This is a genomic window from Pseudomonas sp. FP453 (assembly GCF_030687495.1).
In the GTDB taxonomy this organism is placed as follows: domain Bacteria; phylum Pseudomonadota; class Gammaproteobacteria; order Pseudomonadales; family Pseudomonadaceae; genus Aquipseudomonas.
This window is the reverse complement of record NZ_CP117435.1, coordinates 5979501-5997877: the sequence shown is the minus strand read 5'-3', so window position 1 is coordinate 5997877 and position 18377 is coordinate 5979501. Positions and strand designations below refer to the sequence as shown.

Below are 18377 nucleotides of genomic sequence, written 5' to 3'. Positions count from 1 at the left end.
CGCAGCCTACGCCTTCGTGAACATTCGTGAAAGTATCGAGATGTGTCACGAAGTGAACAATTCCTACATAAACCGCGAATGCGGCTACAGGTCGCACCGATAAGCACAACTGTCATTCATTCGTCATAATGCCCGCTTATAACTGCAACGCTCGCCCGTAAACGCGGGCTCAGGAGTCTGTCGTGAGCTTTACCCCTGCCAATCGCCTGTTCCCCGCAACCCGTCTGCGTCGCAATCGCCGTGATGATTTTTCTCGCCGCCTGGTCCGTGAAAACGTGCTGACGACGAATGATCTGATCCTGCCGGTGTTTGTGCTCGACGGCGAAAATCGCCGGGAAGCGGTGGCCTCGATGCCGGGTGTAGAGCGCTTGACCATTGATCAACTGCTGATCGAAGCGGCAGGCTGGGTCGAGTTGGGCATTCCGGCGCTGGCGCTGTTCCCGGTCACGCCGCCTGAACTCAAGTCCCTTGACGCTGCCGAAGCCTGGAACCCCGAGGGCATCGCCCAGCGCGCCACCCGCGCCTTGCGCGAGCGTTTCCCGGAGCTGGGGGTGATCACCGACGTCGCGTTGGACCCGTTCACCACCCACGGCCAGGATGGCATTCTGGACGAAGACGGCTATGTTCAGAACGACATCACCGTCGATGCGCTGGTCAAGCAAGCCTTGTCCCACGCGGCGGCGGGTGCCCAGGTGGTTGCGCCGTCGGACATGATGGACGGCCGCATCCAGGCGATCCGCGAAGCCCTGGAGCTGGCCGGCCACGTCAACGTGCGGATCATGGCCTACTCGGCCAAGTACGCCAGCGCCTATTACGGCCCGTTCCGCGATGCGGTGGGTTCGGCGCTGAACCTGGGCAAGGCCAACAAGGCTTCGTACCAGATGGACCCGGCCAACAGCCAGGAAGCCCTGCACGAAGTGGCGGCCGACCTCGCCGAAGGCGCCGACATGGTGATGGTCAAGCCCGGGATGCCGTACCTGGACATCCTTTACCGGGTCAAAGAGGAATTCAAGGTGCCGACCTTTGTCTATCAGGTCAGCGGTGAATACGCCATGCACATGGCCGCGATCCAGAACGGTTGGTTGAGTGAAGGGGTGATCCTTGAATCCCTGACTGCCTTTAAACGTGCCGGCGCTGATGGCATTCTGACTTACTTCGCCGCCCGCGCTGCCCAATTGCTTAGAGAGCAACAATAGCCCTCACAGGAACACTCGATGAATACCGAAGGACTCACAGAAGTTGCCGTAAAAGACGCTCACCCGGTGGTTGAACCCGTCACCGAGACCCCGCCAGAGCTGGAGCCAGCACCGCCTGCCGTGGTGGTCGAAGCCCCGGCGCCAGCGCCGGTGGTCGCGGTGACCAACCTGGATGACAGCAGCCTGTACATCCACCGCGAGCTGTCGCAACTGCAATTCAATATCCGCGTGCTGGAGCAGGCGCTGGATGAGTCCTACCCGTTGCTGGAACGGCTGAAGTTTCTGCTGATCTTCTCCAGCAACCTGGACGAGTTCTTCGAGATCCGCGTCGCCGGCCTCAAGAAGCAGATCACCTTCGCCCGTGAACAAGCCGGCGCCGACGGCCTGCAACCCCATCAGGCCCTGGCGCGCATCAGCGAGCTGGTACACGGCCATGTGGACCGCCAATACGCGATCCTCAACGACATCCTGCTGCCGGAACTGGAAAAGCATCAGGTCCGCTTTATCCGTCGCCGCCACTGGACCACCAAGATCAAGACCTGGGTGCGTCGTTACTTCCGTGACGAGATTTCGCCGATCATCACCCCGATCGGCCTCGACCCGACGCACCCGTTTCCGTTGCTGGTAAACAAGAGCCTCAACTTTATCGTCGAGCTGGAAGGCATCGACGCCTTCGGCCGCGATTCCGGCCTGGCGATCATTCCGGCGCCGCGTCTGTTGCCACGGATCATCAAGGTACCGGAAGAGGTGGGGGGCGCTGGCGACAACTATGTATTCCTTTCGTCGATGATCCATGCGCATGCGGACGATCTGTTCCAGGGCATGAAGGTAAAAGGCTGCTACCAGTTCCGCCTGACCCGTAACGCCGACCTGGCGCTGGACTCCGAAGACGTCGAAGACTTGGCTCGCGCCCTGCGCGGCGAGCTGTTCTCGCGGCGCTACGGTGATGCGGTGCGTCTGGAAGTGGCGGATACCTGCCCGAAACACCTGTCGGACTACCTGCTCAAGCAGTTCAACCTCGCAGAGTCCGAGCTGTATCAAGTCAACGGCCCGGTGAACCTGACGCGCCTGTTCAGCATCACCGGCCTGGACAGCCACCCGGAACTGCAATACACGCCGTTCACCCCGCAGATCCCGAAGCTGCTGCAAAACAGCGAGAACATCTTCAGCGTGGTGAGCAAGCAGGACATCCTGCTGCTGCACCCATTCGAGTCCTTCACCCCGGTGGTCGACCTGCTGCGCCAGGCCGCCAAGGACCCGCATGTATTGGCCGTACGCCAAACGCTTTACCGTTCCGGCGCCAACTCGGAAATCGTCGATGCGCTGGTGGATGCCGCGCGTAACGGCAAGGAAGTCACCGCGGTGATCGAACTGCGCGCGCGCTTCGATGAAGAATCCAACCTGCAACTGGCCAGCCGCCTGCAAGCGGCGGGCGCGGTGGTGATCTACGGCGTGGTCGGCTTCAAGACCCACGCCAAGATGATGCTGATCCTGCGCCGCGAAGCCGGTGAGATCGTGCGCTACGCCCACTTGGGCACCGGCAACTACCACGCCGGCAACGCCAAGCTCTACACCGACTACAGCCTGCTGACGTCCGACGACGCCTTGTGCGAAGACGTCGGCAAGTTGTTCAGCCAGCTGATCGGCATGGGCAAGACCCTGCGCATGAAGAAGCTGCTGCACGCGCCGTTCACCCTCAAGAAGGGCATGCTCGACATGATTGCCCGCGAGACCCAGTTCGCCCTCGACGGCAAACCGGCGCACATCATTGCCAAGTTCAACTCGCTGACCGATCCGAAGATCATCCGCGCGCTGTACAAGGCCAGTCAGTCCGGCGTGCGCATCGACCTGGTGGTGCGTGGCATGTGCTGCCTGCGCCCGGGCATTGTCGGCGTGTCGCACAACATCCACGTGCGGTCGATCATCGGCCGCTTCCTGGAGCACACGCGGGTGTTCTACTTCCTCAATGGCGGCGAAGAGCAGATGTTCCTCTCCAGCGCCGACTGGATGGAGCGCAACCTCGACAAGCGTGTGGAGACGTGCTTCCCGGTGGAAGGCAAGAAGCTGATCATGCGCGTCAAGAAGGAGCTGGAAAGCTACCTGACCGACAACACCCACAGCTGGAGCCTGCAATCGGACGGCCGCTACGTGCGCAACACGCCAACCGGCAACCAGAACCCGCGCAGTGCGCAGGCGACGTTGCTGGAGCGGTTGGGTAGCCCGATCCTGACGGTGAACTAACCCCCGGCGATAACCCAATGTGGGAGCGGGCTTGCCCGCGATAGCGGTAGGTCAGTCAAAGATGCATTGACTGATACTCCGTCATCGCGGGCAAGCCCGCTCCCACATTTGTTTTTGCAATGTTCGTTCGAGCGTCTCAGCGCACGTTCAGCGTGAACCCCACCCGCGTCAGCCATTCCGCTTCCTGGGCAAAATCCGCCTGGGTCAGCTGGTTCTCATCCAGCCAGCCTTTGGGGAACACCACGTCCAGGCTCTCGCCGTTGGCGCGCAGGGTGACCTGGGGCATTTCCTGGGTGCCACGGATGTGGTGGAACAGGATTGCGAAGCGCAGCAGTACGCACAGGCGGATCAGCTTGCTGCCTTCGTCGCCGAACTCGGCAAACTTGTCCTTGGGGATATTGCGACGATGGCCGCGCACCAGCAGGGCGAGCATTTGCTGGTCTTCGCGGGAGAAACCGGCGAGGTCGGAGTGCTCGATCAGGTAGGCGCCGTGCTTGTGGTAATGGTAGTGGGCGATGTCCAGGCCCACTTCATGCACCTTGGCCGCCCAGCCGAGCAGTTCGCGCCAGACGCCGTCTTCCAGGTCCCAGTCCTCGGCCACTTGGTCGAAGGCGTGCAGGGCTTTGCGCTCCACCCGGGCCGCTTGCTCCAGGTCGACGTGGTAACGCTCCATCAGCGAGCTGAGGGTGCGCTCACGCACGTCTTCGTGATGATGGCGGCCGAGCAGGTCGTAAAGCACGCCTTCACGCAGGGCGCCGTCACAGTGGTCCATGCGTTGCAGTTCGAGGGCGTCGAAGATCGCTTCGAGAATCGCCAGGCCCGCGGGGAAAATGGTGCGACGATCAGGCTTGATGCCGTCGAAGTCGATCTTTTCCGCATCGCCCAGCTTGAACAGCTTGCGCTTGAGCCACGCGAGGCCTTCGGCGTTGACTTCACCGGTGCCATGGCCGCCAGCCTTGAGGGCCAGGCCGATGGCGCGGATGGTGCCGGAGGAGCCGATGGCCTCATCCCACGTCAGGCGGTGCAGGGCGTGTTCGATGCTCATGATCTCCAGCCGCGCCGCCGTATAGGCCTGGGCGTAGCGGGCCGGGGTGATCTTGCCGTCCTTGAAGTAACGCTGGGTGTAGCTGACGCAGCCCATTTGCAGGCTTTCGCGCAGCAGGGGCTCGAATCGTTGCCCGATGATGAATTCGGTGCTGCCGCCGCCGATGTCGGCGACCAGGCGCTTGCCCGGGGTGTCGGCCAGGGTGTGGGACACGCCGAGGTAGATCAGGCGCGCTTCTTCACGGCCGGAGATGACTTCTACCGGGTGCCCGAGGATCTCCTCGGCGCGGCGGATGAATTCGCCGCGGTTGCGTGCTTCGCGCAGGGCGTTGGTGCCGACGATGCGTACGGCGCCCAGGGGCATGCCGTTGATCAGTTGGGCAAACCGCTTGAGGCAGTCGAGGCCGCGCTGCATGGATTCTTCATTGAGCTGGCGCTCGTCGTCGATCCCGGCAGCCAGTTGTACTTTTTCGCCGAGCCGCTCAAGGATGCGGATCTCACCGTTCTGGGCCTTGGCCACGACCATGTGAAAGCTGTTGGAGCCCAGGTCGATGGCGGCGATCAGGGACAGATTCTTGGCTTGGGATTGCGGCATGGTTTGGGGGTCTCGGTCGATAACCTTGCCATCGTGCCACGATCGACCGCTGGAGCCAACGCGTTGTGCTCGGGTAATTTCCCGGGTGCTGTCTGCGGGGAAATACTGTGGGATATGTAGGATGTTGTTTCGCGTGCCGGTTGAGTTTAACTAGTTTGTTGTAAGGAGACTGGTCTAAATCTTCCCTTGTGCAATGAGTAACTTTCCCTACAGGTTAAGGTTTAGTGTTCTATGTGTTATCTGGTGTTGGACTACCTTTGAACTCTACTTGGTTGTCGGTCTATGTTTATCGGTCCCACAATGATTGAGGTGCTGGCTTATTTTTTAGTTGGGCGGCTTGGCGGCAGACTGTCACTCGGCGATTTTGCCGTGGTGTTATTTATTTATGATTTTTATCGATCAACACAAAATAAATGCACCTGAAAACTTTCAGTGATAGGTCGAATATGAAGAAAATTATTGGCTTGACCCTCGGTATCGCATGCTTGGCCGCAGCTCTCGGCGCTCATGCAACCACTGCTGCCGAGCTGAGCGTCAGGGGGACGATCAAACCTGCCGCCTGCAACCTCACCCTGACCGGGGCGGGCGTTGTGAATTACGGCGACATTCCCTCGGGCACGCTGCTGCCGGGAGCGTTCACCCCACTTCAAGAAAGGACCGTTCCCCTGAGTATTACCTGCGCCAGCGGCGCGACCAAGTTCGGGCTGACCTTCAAGGACCTTCAGTCCGCCAGCAAGGTGCCGGGCATTCTGAACGCTCTTGGTACCGGCTATACCGAGGCGCACAACTACGGTTTGGGGATGGTGTCGGCCCGGAAAACCGGCGGTTTTGCGATCACCCTCAGGGACCTCAAGTCGTCGGGTACAACGTTGTTCCCCATCATGCGTGCGAGCGCCAGCACGACCAGTTGGCAAACCAGCGATGGCAAGGCCGCTCAGTCCCCTACCCAGCACTCCTGGCGCAGTGGCACGCCATTTATACCGGCCACCATCTCTCAGTTGAGCGGCACTATCGCCGTGAGGGCGGTTATCAATAGGCCCCAGGACCTGGACCTGAGTCGTGACGTTACGCTTGATGGCCGCGCGTCGCTTGAGTTGAATTACATCTAAGTGATTTAAATACAGCCGATCGAAAACCCAGCGTTTTTTGTCGGCTGTTTTTACGTGGGCGCATGGATGTCAATAGTTCACTCAATGGTCGTGGGGAATACTGAGTGCGTAGTCTTTCAGTTTTAAATAGTGTGCTGCTGTTGAGTGTAAGTGGGTACTTATGTTTTGCCGGTGTAGCGGTCGCGGAGGGCATGTTGCCGGAAACTTCGGTGGTTATACTTCATGAGGAGCAGGGCGAGGCCACGATAAACATCAAAAATACCGATGAGGCCCCCGCGCTGCTTCATTCGGTTGTTGAGAATGTGCCCGAGGACGTTGAGCCGCTATTGATTGTCACGCCGCCCATTACACGGGTGGAGGCGGGTGAAACCCAGCTGGTGCGTTTCATCGCCACGCTGAAGACGCCGCTGAAGACCCAGCGTCTGAAGCGCGTGACGTTCGAGGGCATTCCCCAGGCGCGTGCTGCCGGGGGGGCGACCATTGGTATCACCATTCGACAGAATTTGCCGCTGATCCTGCATCCAAAGGGCCTGCCTCGGCACGACGCGCCCTGGGAATTGCTGACCTGGAGTCGGTCGGGTGAGCGCCTCGCGGTGCATAACGACAGTGCCTATGTGGTGCGTCTGGCGGCAGATGTGCATTTGCTGCCCCAGGGGCGCATGGCAACGTTGCCGCGCACCTACATCCTGCCGGGGGAGACCTTGGCAGCAAGGGTGGAGGGGGCCCTGGGCGACTTGACCGAAGTCGAGATCCAGCCCGCGACGGTCTATGGGTTTTCGGTGGATAGCTACCGGACCTCGGTCAATGCCGATGGAAGGTGATCGAATCATGACCTATCTGTCGAGCAACAGGCTTCCGGTTCCCACGCTGCTCATGGGGTTCGCCACGCTATGGGGCGCCCCGGGCTTTGCCTCCGCGCTGGAGTTGGGGGAGGGTTTTGACCTGGCGGCACTGACCACCTACGGCATTGACCCCAAGGTCTCGGACTACTTCCGCAGTGCAGCGCGTTTTCGCGAGGGTAGCCATGTGGTGGGGCTACGGGTCAATGGCAACCCGCTCGGGCTGGTGGATGCGCAGTTCGATGCGCAGGGGCAATTGTGTTTCACCCCAGGACTGTTGGAAAAAGCCGGGTTGGTGTTGCCCCGGGAGATCGTTCGTAAAGGGGCCACTGCGGACCAGGCCTGCCACGACTTCCTTGGTGCCTTCCCGACAACGATGGTGCGGTTGCGCCCGGGTATCGATGAAGTGGCGCTGGTGGTGCCAACCCAGTCATTTCGAGAGCCGCAATGGGAGGCGGGGCATTTTTCCCAGGGCGGCATGGCGGCCCTGTTCAACTACGACGTGCTGGGCTTCGACAGCCGTTCACGCGGCGGGACCAGTCGGTTTTTGTCGGCCTACAGCGAGGCGGGCTTCAACCTGGGTGATTGGATTGTGCGCAGTCGCCAGTTCTATGTGTCTGACAATGGCGACACCCGTACGGAACACCTGTATGCCTATGCCCAGCGGGATATCGCCACGCTGCATTCGACCTTCCAGGTGGGCCAGATTGCCAGCAACAACCCGTTGTTTGGTGGCGTCCAGCTGTCGGGCGTACAGTTTTCCCCCGATGGCCAGTCACGCGCGCCAGCAGGCAGTAACAATGCCGTGGTGGAGGGGCTGGCCCAAAGTCAGTCACGGATTGAGGTGCGCCAGTCCGGCGTGTTGATCCACAGTACGCTGGTGCCTGAAGGGCCTTTCCGGTTGACGGGGCTGGCGTTGCTCAATGGCACCAGCGACCTGGACGTCAGCGTGATCGATGTACAGGGTGCCAAGCGCAGTTTCGTGGTGCCCGCAGCGTCGTTCGCGGGGGCTGCGCCGACAGCGCCGGGTTACTACTTCTCCCTCGGCAAGATGCGGGAAAACATGGGGGAAGAGGGGCCCTCGCCGGTGGTTGCCATGGGCAGTGGCACGTGGGGCCTGGGGCGCGACTCGTCTGCGGGCTTTGGTTTGTTGAGCACGGATGAATATGCGTCGGCCGGTGGCGCTCTGAGCAGTGTGTTTTTCCAGCGGGTTTCCGTGGGCGCCCGCCACAACCTGTCCCGGGCCAGTCGCAACGCCGTATCCGGGGCACGCAGCAGCGTGACCGTGAGCAGCCCGGTGGTTGCCAATATCGACGTCAGCCTCAGCGCAACCCTGCAGAACCAGGGCTATCGTGAGGTATTCGAGGCGGGCCGTTCGGCCCGGGCCGATGAGCTGGGTTCGCGCTTCAAGCACCAATACACGGCGGGCTTGAGCTGGCTGGACCCTACGCTGGGCGGCTTCTCTGTGGGCTATACCCGCAGCGCCCAATTCGATGCGCAAATGACCGAGCATGTATTTGCCTCATGGAACAAGACGTTCCGCTACGCCGATGTCGCACTGATCGCCGATTCGCAGGTGGGCGGGAGTCATGTTCGCCGTGACACCCCGCCAGCCAGCCGTGGGCGCGACGCCGCGATGGACGAGGACCTGTCGGTGCGCCTGCAAGTCAGCGTGCCCCTGGGCGCGGATCGCCGTGTGAAAAGCTATATCAGTCGTCGTGGCGACCAGTCCCGCGCCGGTACGGCCCTCAGTGAGCGGGTCAATGACTATGTGAATTACGAGGTGGGCGTCGAGCGTGATCTCAGCGCCCAGGAGCAATCGACGCGTGGCCAGATCGACCTGATGCCTCGTTATGCCCGGGTTGGCCTTGGCGTCAGTCGTGCCCCATCAAGCACCAGTTACACGGGGCAGCTGCAAGGTGGTGTCGTGGTTCACGAAGGTGGGTTGACATTCTCGCCCTACCCCGTGGGGGACACGTTCGGCATCGTGTCGGTGGGGGATATCGGCGCCGCAAAGGTCGATACCCCGCAAGGGCCGGTGTGGACGGATTTTACCGGGCAGGCGGTGATTGCCAGCTTGCCCGCCTATGCCAACAGCCGCGTCGAAGTGCAGACCCAGTCCTTGCCCAAGCGCGTTGACTTGAAAAACGGCACCCAGGTGCTCGCCGCGGGCCGAGGGTCTTTCAGTACCGTGGCGTTCGATGTGGTGAAGGTGCGCCGGGTCTTGCTCAATGCCAGCGATCAACAAGGTCGGCAACTGCCCCAGGGCGCCTCGGTGTTTGGCAAGGATGATCGTTTCCTGACCAGCGTGGTGGGCGAGGGCATGATTTTCCTGAACGACGCGAGTGAAGCGCAAACGCTGCGGGTTTCATTACCGGACTCTTCCACCTGCCTGATCAGCCTTGATTCCGGTACCCGGCCTGACAATGACATGTTCTATGAGACTCAATCGGCGGTGTGTCATGGTCGGTAACCTGAAGCGTATGGGCTTTGTGCTGTTCTTTGCGATGGTGACAGCGCCGGGGGTGCACGCCGAGAATTGCCGGTTAACCGTGAGCCAGCCGCGCATCGACTATGGTGTTATCCATCGGGAAGCGCTGGTCGAGAAGCCCAACCTGGCGCTTGGCACTCGCACGGTGCAGTTGAACGTAACCTGCGCAGCGCCTGCGGCAATGGCGTTGCGGTTCATCGGGGCGGCAGACGGCAGAGGTTTTCTGTTCGGTCGCCAGGGGCGTTTCCATCTGAGGCTCAAGCACGCTCAGGTGGATGGGCGCACCGTTGAGTGGCAGGTGGCCCATCTGCCCGGTGAGACGACGGCCAGCGGTGAACTGTTGCCAGGCCAGATCCTGGTGGCCCGGGCCTCTGGAGCCCCGGTGACGGGGCAGCGATTGAGCGCTCAGGTCGAGGTCGAAACCACCCTGCCGTCCGCTGCCCTACAGGTACGCAATGAAGAGCGGCTGGAAGGGCAGGGTACGTTCGAGCTGGTCAGCCCGGCGGCTCCGTAGAGCCGATGAAGTTGGCCAACTCGGCGGTTTGCGGGTTGGCGAACAACACCTTGGGGTCCCCCACTTCATGCACCTTGCCTTGGTGCATGAACACCAGCTTGTCGCCGACTTCCCGGGCGAAGCGCATTTCGTGGGTGACCATGATCAGGGTCATGCCGTCCTGGGCCAACTGGCGCACCACACTGAGCACCTCATTGACCAGTTCCGGGTCCAGGGCCGAGGTGATTTCGTCGCACAGCAGCACCTTGGGCGACATGGCCAGGGCGCGGGCGATGGCAACACGTTGCTGCTGGCCACCGGACAGGCGATCAGGGAAAGCGTCGAACTTCTCGCCCAGCCCTACGCGCTCCAGCATTTGCTTGGCCAACTGGGCGGCCTTGGCCTTGGGCACTTTCTGTACGACTTGCGGCGCGAGCATGACGTTTTCGCCGACGGTCAGGTGCGGGAACAGGTTGAACTGCTGGAACACCATGCCGACTTTCTGCCGCAGGCTGCGCAGGTCGGCGCGGGCGGCGTCGAGGTATTCGCCGTCGACTTCGATCACGCCGTCGTTGATCGATTCCAGGCCATTGAGGGTGCGCAGCAAGGTGGACTTGCCCGAGCCGCTGCGGCCGATGATCGCCACCACCTGGCCTTCTTCAACCGTCAGGTCGATGCCTTTGAGGACGTGGTGATCGCCGTAATACTTATGCAGGGCGGAAATTCTAAGCAGAGGCATGCAGTCTCCTTTCCAGGTAGCGCGCACTGAGGGACAAGGGGTAGCAGAGCAAAAAGTAACCAAGGGCCACCAGGCCGTAGACCATAAAGGGCTCGAAGGTGGCGTTGGCGAGCATGCCGCCGGTCTTGGTCAGTTCGGTGAAGCCGATGATCGAGGTCACGGCGGTGCCTTTGACCACCTGCACCGAGAAACCCACAGTGGGTGCCACGGCAATGCGCAGGGCCTGGGGCAGGATCACGTAGCGCAGCTGTTCCAGCGGGTTCAGCGCCAGGCTGGCCGAGGCTTCCCATTGCCCGTGGGCGATGGAGTCGACGCAGCCGCGCCAGATTTCGGCGAGGTAGGCGCTGGTAAACAGGGTCAGGGCAATCGCGGCGGCGAGCCACGGCGAAATATCCACACCGAGCAGGGCGATGCCGAAAAACACCAGGAACAGCTGCATCAGCAACGGCGTGCCCTGGAACAGTTCGATATAGGTGCGCGCAAGGTTGCGCGCGAAGGCCTTGCTGCTGATGCGCATGGTCATTACCAGCAAGCCGATCACGCCGCCGCCGATAAAGGCTACCAACGACAGCAACAGCGTCCATTGCAGGCCGGTGAGCAGGTTGCGCACGATGTCCCAGAACGAAAAATCACTCATCGGCTATTCCTCATCACGAAGCGGCGGCCGATCCAGTTGAGCAGTTGGCGAATCATCAACGCCATGCACAGGTACACCAGGGTGGTCAGGGCGTAGGTTTCAAAGGCGCGGAAGTTGCGGGACTGGATAAAGTTGGCGGCAAAGCTCAGCTCTTCGGTGGCGATCTGCGAGCACACTGCCGAGCCGAGCATGACGATGATGATCTGGCTGCTCAGGGCCGGCCACACCTTGCCCAGCGCTGGCAGCAGCACCACATGGCGGAAGGCTTCGAAGCGTGTCATCGCCAGCGCCGCCGCGGCTTCCAGCTGCCCGCGCGGGATGGCCTGGATGCCGGCGCGGATGATCTCGGTGGAGTAGGCGCCGAGGTTGATCACCATCGCCAGCACGGCGGCTTGCCACTCGGTAATCTTCAGCCCCAGGGACGGCAGGCCGAAGAAGATGAAAAACAGCTGCACCAGGAACGGCGTGTTGCGGATCAACTCGACGTACACCCCGAAGAACCAGGCGAACGGCTGGATCTTCCACGCCCGTACCACGGCGCCGACAGTGCCCAATGCGACGCCGAGGATGGCGCCGATGGCTGTCAGCTCAAGAGTGAACAGTGCGCCGCGCAACAGCAGGTCGGTATTGGCCAGCACGGGCACAAAGTCGAATTGATAGGCCATGGGTCAGCTCCGCCTCAGAGGTCAGCCGGCAGTGGCTCTTTGAGCCATTGCAGCGCGTTCTTTTCCAGGCTGCCGTCGGCCTTGGCTGCAACGAGGATCTGGTTGACCTTCTCCAGCAGCGCCGGCTCGTTCTTGTTCACGCCCACGTACACCGGCGAGTCCTTGAGTTTCACCTTCAGTGCTGGCACACGTTTCGGGTTGCGTTCGCTGATCGCCACCATCACCACGTTGCCGCTGGCGATCAGGTCGACCTGGCCGGCGAGGTAGGCGGCGATGGTGGAGTTGTTGTCTTCGAAGCGCTTGATCGTGGCTTCCTTGGGGGCGACGGCGGTCAGCTCGATGTCTTCGATGGCGCCACGGGTCACGCTGATGGTCTTGCCCTTGAGGTCGTCGAGGCCGGTGACAGGCGCATCAGGCGGGCCGAACACCGCCAGGTAGAACGGCGCGTAGGCCCTGGAGAAGTCGATGACCTTTTCCCGCTCGGCGTTCTTGCCCAGGCTGGAGATCACCAGGTCGACCTTGCCGGTGGTCAGGAACGGAATGCGGTTGGTGCTGTTCACCGGCGTCAGTTCCAGCTTGACCTTGAGCTGTTCGGCCAACAGCTTGGCGGTGTCGATGTCCAGGCCGCGCGGCTTCATGTCCGGGCCGACCGAGCCGAACGGCGGGAAATCCTGGGGCACGGCGACCTTGAGGGTGCCACGGGCGACGATATCGTCCAGACCATTGGCCTGGGCGGGTGCCTGGCTCAGCATCAAGCTGGCAAACAGGGCAGTGAGCAGGGCGCTGTAGCGCTTGGTCATGGCAACTCTCCGAAGGGCGAAGGAATGTTCTGGATTTGACTCATGGGGTGATTGCACAGCCCATGCCATGACGTGTGGGATTAGCTGGAACCCAGGGTTTTGTTGCGTTGCGGTGGTCTTACTGGTCTGAACAGTGGCTGCATTTTTCGCACCCTTTTCGAGCGCCGCCAAAACCCTGCGAGCCCCTTTGGGGCGTGGCTTGCCGCCCGCTGCGAATAGCTTTACAACTAGCCACTCAGTTGACTGGAACCTTGAGTTTTTTATGAATTCCATCGCCCAAGCCGTACCGGAAGCGGCCCTGCAAGCCATCCGCAAACTGATCAAGGAACAAGGCTTCGGCCCGGGCGATGCGTTGCCCTCCCAGCGCGATCTGGCGGTGCAACTGGGCGTGAGCCGGGCGTCGTTGCGCGAGGCGCTGTCGTCATTGAGCGCCTTGGGCGTGGTCAGCGTGCAGCCGGGCAAAGGCGTGTTTGTACAGGCAGCGGAGGAGGCGCCGGGGTTTGCCTGGCCCTTCGCCGCGCAGGCCACGCCGTTGGATATCTTCCAGCTACGCTATGCCCTTGAAGGTTTTGCGGCGGGGCTGGCGGCGGTGACGCTGAGCACGGCTGAGCTGGACAGCCTTGAGGACAATGTCGAGGCGATGCGCAAGGTGCTCAAGGCCGGCGATTTTGACGCGGCGGCACGGCTGGATTTCGAATTCCACCAGCGCATCCTGCTGGCCAGCGGTAACCAGGCGATGGTGAGCATCCTCAGCGCCAGTGCGGAGGTGTTCCTAGAGAGCCAGAAACTACCGTTCATCCGGCCGGAACGGGCCATGGAAACCTGGCAGGAACATCGCAAGATCCTGCGCGCCCTGGCCCGGCGTGCCAGTGCCGCGGCGCAGAAAACCATGCAGGAGCACGTGCGCAATGCCGCGCTGCGCACCGGGATTGCCTTCGTCACGCCCGTAGCGCCTTGAGTTGGGCTATACCGGTCATAGCAAGACTCAATCAGAGGCGGCTTCCTGAACGGTGGAAGGGCGGCTATGATGGGCCACGTTTTTTTTGCTTACAAACCGGAGACATCCATGAGCAACGATCTTATCAAGCACGTCACCGACGCGACCTTTGAGGCCGAAGTACTCAAGGCTGCTGGCCCGGTGCTGGTTGACTACTGGGCTGAATGGTGCGGCCCTTGCAAAATGATCGCGCCTGTTCTGGACGACATTGCTACTGCTTACGAAGGCAAACTGACCATTGCCAAGCTGAACATCGACGACAACCAGGAAACCCCGGCCAAGCACGGCGTGCGTGGTATCCCGACGCTGATGCTGTTCAAGGATGGTGACGTTGCAGCCACTAAAGTAGGCGCACTGTCGAAGTCCCAGCTGCAAGCTTTCCTCGACGCGAACATCTAAACGTCGTCAAAAAAGCCCCGCAAATTGCGGGGCTTTTTCGTGAAACAGGGCTAGACGCTCCGAAACTCAGGTGGTACATTCGGCCCCGCACTGGTTTCTCCACTGCCCCCTGCATGCCGTCGCCGACGCACTCCTTTTCGATTAGTACGCGATCCTGTCGCCTTCTCTGCGGCGCGGCCTCATTAAGCCAAAAGCTTAATTTCCCCCCTCCATAAATGATTACGTCATTCCTATATGAATCTGACTGAACTCAAGCAAAAGCCGATTACCGACCTGCTCCAGCTGGCCGAAGAAATGGGCATAGAAAATATGGCCCGTTCGCGCAAGCAGGACGTGATTTTCTCCCTGCTGAAAAAGCACGCGAAAAGCGGCGAGGAAATCTCCGGTGATGGCGTGCTGGAGATTCTCCAGGACGGCTTCGGCTTCCTCCGCTCTGCTGACGCCTCCTATCTCGCCGGCCCAGACGACATTTACGTCTCGCCGAGCCAGATCCGTCGCTTCAACTTGCGCACCGGTGACACCATCGTTGGCAAGATCCGCCCTCCAAAGGAAGGCGAGCGTTATTTCGCCCTGCTCAAGGTCGACACGATCAACTTCGATCGTCCCGAGAACGCGAAGAACAAGATTCTCTTCGAGAACCTGACGCCGCTGTTCCCGACCGTGCGCATGAAGATGGAAGCCGGCAACGGTTCCACCGAAGACTTGACCGGCCGTGTGATCGACCTGTGCGCGCCGATCGGCAAGGGCCAGCGTGGCCTGATCGTCGCACCGCCGAAAGCCGGTAAGACCATCATGCTGCAGAACATTGCAGCGAACATCGCACGTAACAATCCTGAAGTTCACCTGATCGTATTGCTGATCGATGAACGTCCGGAAGAAGTGACCGAAATGCAGCGCACCGTGCGCGGCGAAGTGGTTGCCTCGACGTTCGATGAGCCGCCAACCCGCCACGTGCAGGTTGCCGAAATGGTGATCGAGAAGGCCAAGCGCCTGGTCGAACACAAGAAAGACGTGGTGATCCTGCTCGACTCCATCACCCGTCTGGCCCGTGCCTACAACACCGTGATCCCGAGCTCCGGCAAGGTATTGACCGGTGGTGTCGATGCCCACGCCCTGGAGAAACCGAAGCGTTTCTTCGGCGCCGCGCGAAACATCGAAGAAGGCGGCTCGCTGACCATTATCGCCACCGCACTGGTTGAAACCGGTTCGAAGATGGACGAAGTGATCTACGAAGAGTTCAAGGGTACCGGCAACATGGAACTGCCCCTGGACCGTCGCATCGCGGAAAAACGCGTGTTCCCGGCGATCAACATCAACCGTTCCGGCACCCGCCGCGAAGAGTTGCTGACCGCCGACGACGAACTGCAGCGCATGTGGATCCTGCGCAAGCTGCTGCACCCGATGGACGAAGTCGCCGCCATCGAGTTCCTGGTCGACAAGCTGAAAACCACCAAGACCAACGACGAGTTCTTCCTGTCGATGAAGCGCAAGTAATACCGCGTTTCAGGTCCGAAAGAATGGCGCCCTCAGGGGCGCCATTTTTTTTGCGCCCGCTTTTTCAGCGCCCGGCAGCCAAATGCCCCTCGGAGCAGGTAGGATGTACGCCTATTTTACGGGTGGCATGGTTAATGAAATTCAAGGATCTTCGGGATTTCGTGCAGCAACTTGAGCAGCGCGGAGAGTTGAAACGTATCCAGATGCCGGTGTCCCCGGTCCTGGAAATGACTGAGATTTGCGACCGCACCCTGCGCAACAAGGGCCCGGCGCTGCTGTTCGAAAACCCGACCGGCTATGACATCCCGGTGCTCGGCAACCTGTTCGGCACGCCCGAGCGCGTGGCCTTTGGCATGGGCGCCGAATCGGTCAGCGAACTGCGCGAGATCGGCAAGCTGCTGGCCTTCCTCAAGGAACCCGAGCCGCCCAAGGGTTTGAAGGATGCCTGGTCGAAGCTGCCGATCTTCCGCAAGATCATTGCCATGGCGCCCAAGGTGGTCAAGGACGCGGTGTGCCAGGAAGTGGTCATCGAAGGCGATGACGTCGACCTGGCCATGCTCCCGGTGCAGACCTGCTGGCCCGGCGACGTCGGCCCGCTGATCACCTGGGGCCTGACCGTCACCAAAGGCCCGAACAAGGACCGCCAGAACCTCGGCATCTACCGCCAGCAAGTGATCGGCCGCAACAAGGTGATCATGCGCTGGCTGAGCCACCGTGGCGGCGCGCTGGACTTCCGTGAGTGGTGCGAGAAGCACCCGGGCCAGCCGTTCCCGGTATCGGTCGCCCTCGGCGCCGATCCAGCCACCATCCTCGGCGCCGTAACCCCGGTGCCCGACAGCCTGTCCGAGTACGCCTTCGCCGGCCTGCTGCGCGGCAACCGCACCGAGCTGGTGAAGTGCCGTGGCAACGACCTGCAAGTGCCGGCCACCGCCGAAATCATCCTTGAAGGCGTGATTCACCCGGGCGAAATGGCCGATGAAGGCCCGTACGGCGATCACACCGGTTACTACAACGAAGTCGACAGCTTCCCGGTGTTCACCGTCGAGCGCATCACCCACCGGATCAAGCCGATCTACCACAGCACCTACACCGGCCGTCCGCCGGATGAGCCGGCGATCCTTGGCGTGGCGCTCAACGAAGTGTTCGTGCCGATCCTGCAAAAGCAATTCCCGGAAATCACCGACTTCTACCTGCCGCCCGAAGGCTGCTCGTACCGCATGGCCATCGTGACCATGAAGAAGTCGTACCCGGGCCATGCCAAGCGGGTAATGCTCGGTGTGTGGTCGTTTTTGCGACAGTTCATGTACACCAAGTTCGTTATTGTCACCGACGACGATATCAACGCCCGCGACTGGAACGACGTGATCTGGGCCATCACCACGCGCATGGACCCCAAGCGCGACACGGTGATGATCGACAACACGCCGATCGACTACCTCGACTTCGCCTCGCCGGTGTCGGGCCTGGGCTCGAAGATGGGCCTGGACGCCACGCACAAGTGGCCGGGTGAAACCACCCGCGAGTGGGGCCGGGTGATCGTCAAGGATGAAGCCGTCACGGCCCGTGTCGATGCCATGTGGAAAGAATTGGGAATAGATTGATGCGTGTAACCCTGCAACCTTCCGGCGCCATCCTGGAGCTGGTCCCCGGCGAGCGAATCCTCGAAGGCGCGCGGCGCCTGGGCTACGAATGCCCCCAGGCCTGTCGCAACGGCGTGTGCCATATATGCGCCGCGCTGCTGGTGGAAGGCCGGGTGCAGCAAGCCGGTGAGGTGCGCGACCACGGTGAGTTCTACACTTGCATTGCCGAGCCGCTGGAAGATTGCATCGTGCTGTGGGATGGCGTGCTGGCACCGGGAGAGTTGCCGTTGCGCAAGTTGTCGTGCCAATTGAGCGAGTGCGTGGACGTCGGTGGCGACGTGTGGCGCGTGCGCCTGCGCGCGCCGGCCGGCAAGGCGGTGCGTTACCACGCCGGGCAATACCTGATGATCGAGCGGGACAATGGCGAGAAGTCGGCGTTCTCCCTGGCGTCGGCGCCCCACGGCGGGCGTGAGCTGGAACTGCATGTGCTGGCCCGTGAAGACAGCGCCCGCAGCCTGCTGGCGCAGCTGCAGCGCGACCAGATGGCACGCATCGAACTGCCCTTTGGCGACACCCACCTGGCCGAATTGCCGGACGGGCCACTGGTCTTGATCGCCGCCGGCACCGGCATGGCGCAGATGCACAGCCTGATCGAACACTGCCGCGCTTCCGGCTTCAAGCACCCGGTGCACCTGTACTGGGGCGTGCGGCGCCCGGAAGACTTCTACGAGATCGAACACTGGGACCAGTGGCAGCAACTGCCCAACCTGTTCCTGCACAAGGTCGTCAGCGACCTGTGCGGCTGGGAAGGGCGCTGCGGGTTGTTGCATGAAGCGGTGTGCGAAGACATCAGCGACCTCAAGGCCGTGCACGTCTACGCCAGCGGTTCACCGGCGATGATCTACGGCACTCTGGATGCGTTGGTCGAGGCCGGGATGGATGCGCACCAGATGCGCGCCGACGTGTTTGCCTACGCCCCACGCCCCTGAAGCCTACGCTGAACCCCTGTGGGAGCTGGCTTGCCTGCGATAGCGGTATGCCAGCCAACCCATATTTTC

The 18377-nt window shown here is 61.4% G+C and carries 16 protein-coding genes; 11 read left to right on the top strand and 5 right to left on the bottom strand.

Annotated elements, in window-relative coordinates; translation table 11 throughout:
- The first annotated feature begins 182 nt into the window (after positions 1-182).
- Positions 183-1196: a porphobilinogen synthase gene (gene hemB, locus PSH87_RS27430; RefSeq protein WP_017736958.1), complete on the top strand. Its 1014-nt coding sequence runs from the start codon at positions 183-185 to the stop codon at positions 1194-1196.
- 18 nt (positions 1197-1214) lie between these two features.
- The gene (gene ppk1, locus PSH87_RS27425) at positions 1215-3437 is read left to right on the top strand and encodes a polyphosphate kinase 1 (RefSeq protein ID WP_017736957.1); all 2223 of its coding nucleotides are present in this window, start codon (positions 1215-1217) and stop codon (positions 3435-3437) included.
- Between the two features lie 136 nt (positions 3438-3573).
- On the opposite strand, the gene ppx is transcribed toward ppk1, so the two are convergent.
- A complete protein-coding gene (gene ppx / locus PSH87_RS27420; protein ID WP_305431789.1) occupies positions 3574-5076 on the bottom strand; it encodes an exopolyphosphatase in 1503 nt (500 codons plus the stop codon).
- Positions 5077-5522: 446 nt separating this feature from the next.
- Between ppx and PSH87_RS27415 the strand changes: the two genes are divergently transcribed.
- The 4 genes from PSH87_RS27415 to PSH87_RS27400 all read left to right on the top strand — a co-directional run bounded on the left by PSH87_RS27415 (position 5523) and on the right by PSH87_RS27400 (position 10029).
- The gene (locus PSH87_RS27415; protein ID WP_026136810.1) at positions 5523-6185 is read left to right on the top strand and encodes a DUF1120 domain-containing protein; all 663 of its coding nucleotides are present in this window, start codon (positions 5523-5525) and stop codon (positions 6183-6185) included.
- Positions 6186-6289: 104 nt separating this feature from the next.
- Positions 6290-7006, top strand: a complete 717-nt coding sequence (locus tag PSH87_RS27410; protein ID WP_157356512.1) for a fimbria/pilus chaperone family protein — start codon at positions 6290-6292, stop codon at positions 7004-7006.
- A gap of 7 nt (positions 7007-7013) precedes the next feature.
- A complete protein-coding gene (locus tag PSH87_RS27405) occupies positions 7014-9497 on the top strand; it encodes a fimbria/pilus outer membrane usher protein (RefSeq protein WP_305431786.1) in 2484 nt (827 codons plus the stop codon).
- Complete coding sequence (locus tag PSH87_RS27400) at positions 9487-10029, top strand: hypothetical protein (RefSeq protein WP_305431785.1); 543 nt, start codon at positions 9487-9489, stop codon at positions 10027-10029. The genes PSH87_RS27405 and PSH87_RS27400 overlap by 11 nt, the downstream gene beginning before the upstream one ends.
- Here PSH87_RS27400 and PSH87_RS27395 read toward each other — a convergent pair.
- From PSH87_RS27395 to PSH87_RS27380, 4 genes are read right to left on the bottom strand one after another with little or no spacing between them, the layout of a single operon-like run.
- The gene (locus tag PSH87_RS27395; RefSeq protein ID WP_017736951.1) at positions 10010-10747 is read right to left on the bottom strand and encodes an amino acid ABC transporter ATP-binding protein; all 738 of its coding nucleotides are present in this window, start codon (positions 10745-10747) and stop codon (positions 10010-10012) included. The two genes, PSH87_RS27400 and PSH87_RS27395, sit on opposite strands and share 20 nt — an antisense overlap.
- Entirely contained in the window at positions 10734-11384 is a 651-nt protein-coding gene (locus PSH87_RS27390; RefSeq protein ID WP_124526860.1) for an amino acid ABC transporter permease, read from the bottom strand. The genes PSH87_RS27395 and PSH87_RS27390 overlap by 14 nt, the downstream gene beginning before the upstream one ends.
- Positions 11381-12049, bottom strand: coding sequence for an amino acid ABC transporter permease (locus PSH87_RS27385; protein WP_017736949.1), 669 nt, complete (start codon positions 12047-12049; stop codon positions 11381-11383). Before PSH87_RS27385 ends, PSH87_RS27390 begins: the two co-directional genes overlap by 4 nt.
- A 14-nt stretch (positions 12050-12063) precedes the next feature.
- On the bottom strand, positions 12064-12849 hold the full coding sequence (locus PSH87_RS27380) for a transporter substrate-binding domain-containing protein (RefSeq protein ID WP_305431783.1): 786 nt from the start codon (positions 12847-12849) through the stop codon (positions 12064-12066).
- 262 nt (positions 12850-13111) lie between these two features.
- On the opposite strand from PSH87_RS27380, the gene PSH87_RS27375 reads away from it, so the two are divergent.
- From PSH87_RS27375 to PSH87_RS27355, 5 genes are all read left to right on the top strand, one after another.
- Positions 13112-13807: a FadR/GntR family transcriptional regulator gene (locus tag PSH87_RS27375; protein WP_305431781.1), complete on the top strand. Its 696-nt coding sequence runs from the start codon at positions 13112-13114 to the stop codon at positions 13805-13807.
- Between the two features lie 108 nt (positions 13808-13915).
- Positions 13916-14245 (top strand): thioredoxin TrxA, encoded by a 330-nt coding sequence (trxA, locus tag PSH87_RS27370; protein WP_017736946.1) that lies wholly within the window; start codon positions 13916-13918, stop codon positions 14243-14245.
- Positions 14246-14479: 234 nt separating this feature from the next.
- On the top strand, positions 14480-15739 hold the full coding sequence (rho, locus tag PSH87_RS27365; protein WP_016973082.1) for a transcription termination factor Rho: 1260 nt from the start codon (positions 14480-14482) through the stop codon (positions 15737-15739).
- 134 nt (positions 15740-15873) lie between these two features.
- Entirely contained in the window at positions 15874-17340 is a 1467-nt protein-coding gene (ubiD, locus tag PSH87_RS27360) for a 4-hydroxy-3-polyprenylbenzoate decarboxylase (protein ID WP_017736945.1), read from the top strand.
- Positions 17340-18308, top strand: a complete 969-nt coding sequence (locus PSH87_RS27355; protein WP_017736944.1) for a CDP-6-deoxy-delta-3,4-glucoseen reductase — start codon at positions 17340-17342, stop codon at positions 18306-18308. Before ubiD ends, PSH87_RS27355 begins: the two co-directional genes overlap by 1 nt.
- Positions 18309-18377: the final 69 nt, after the last annotated feature.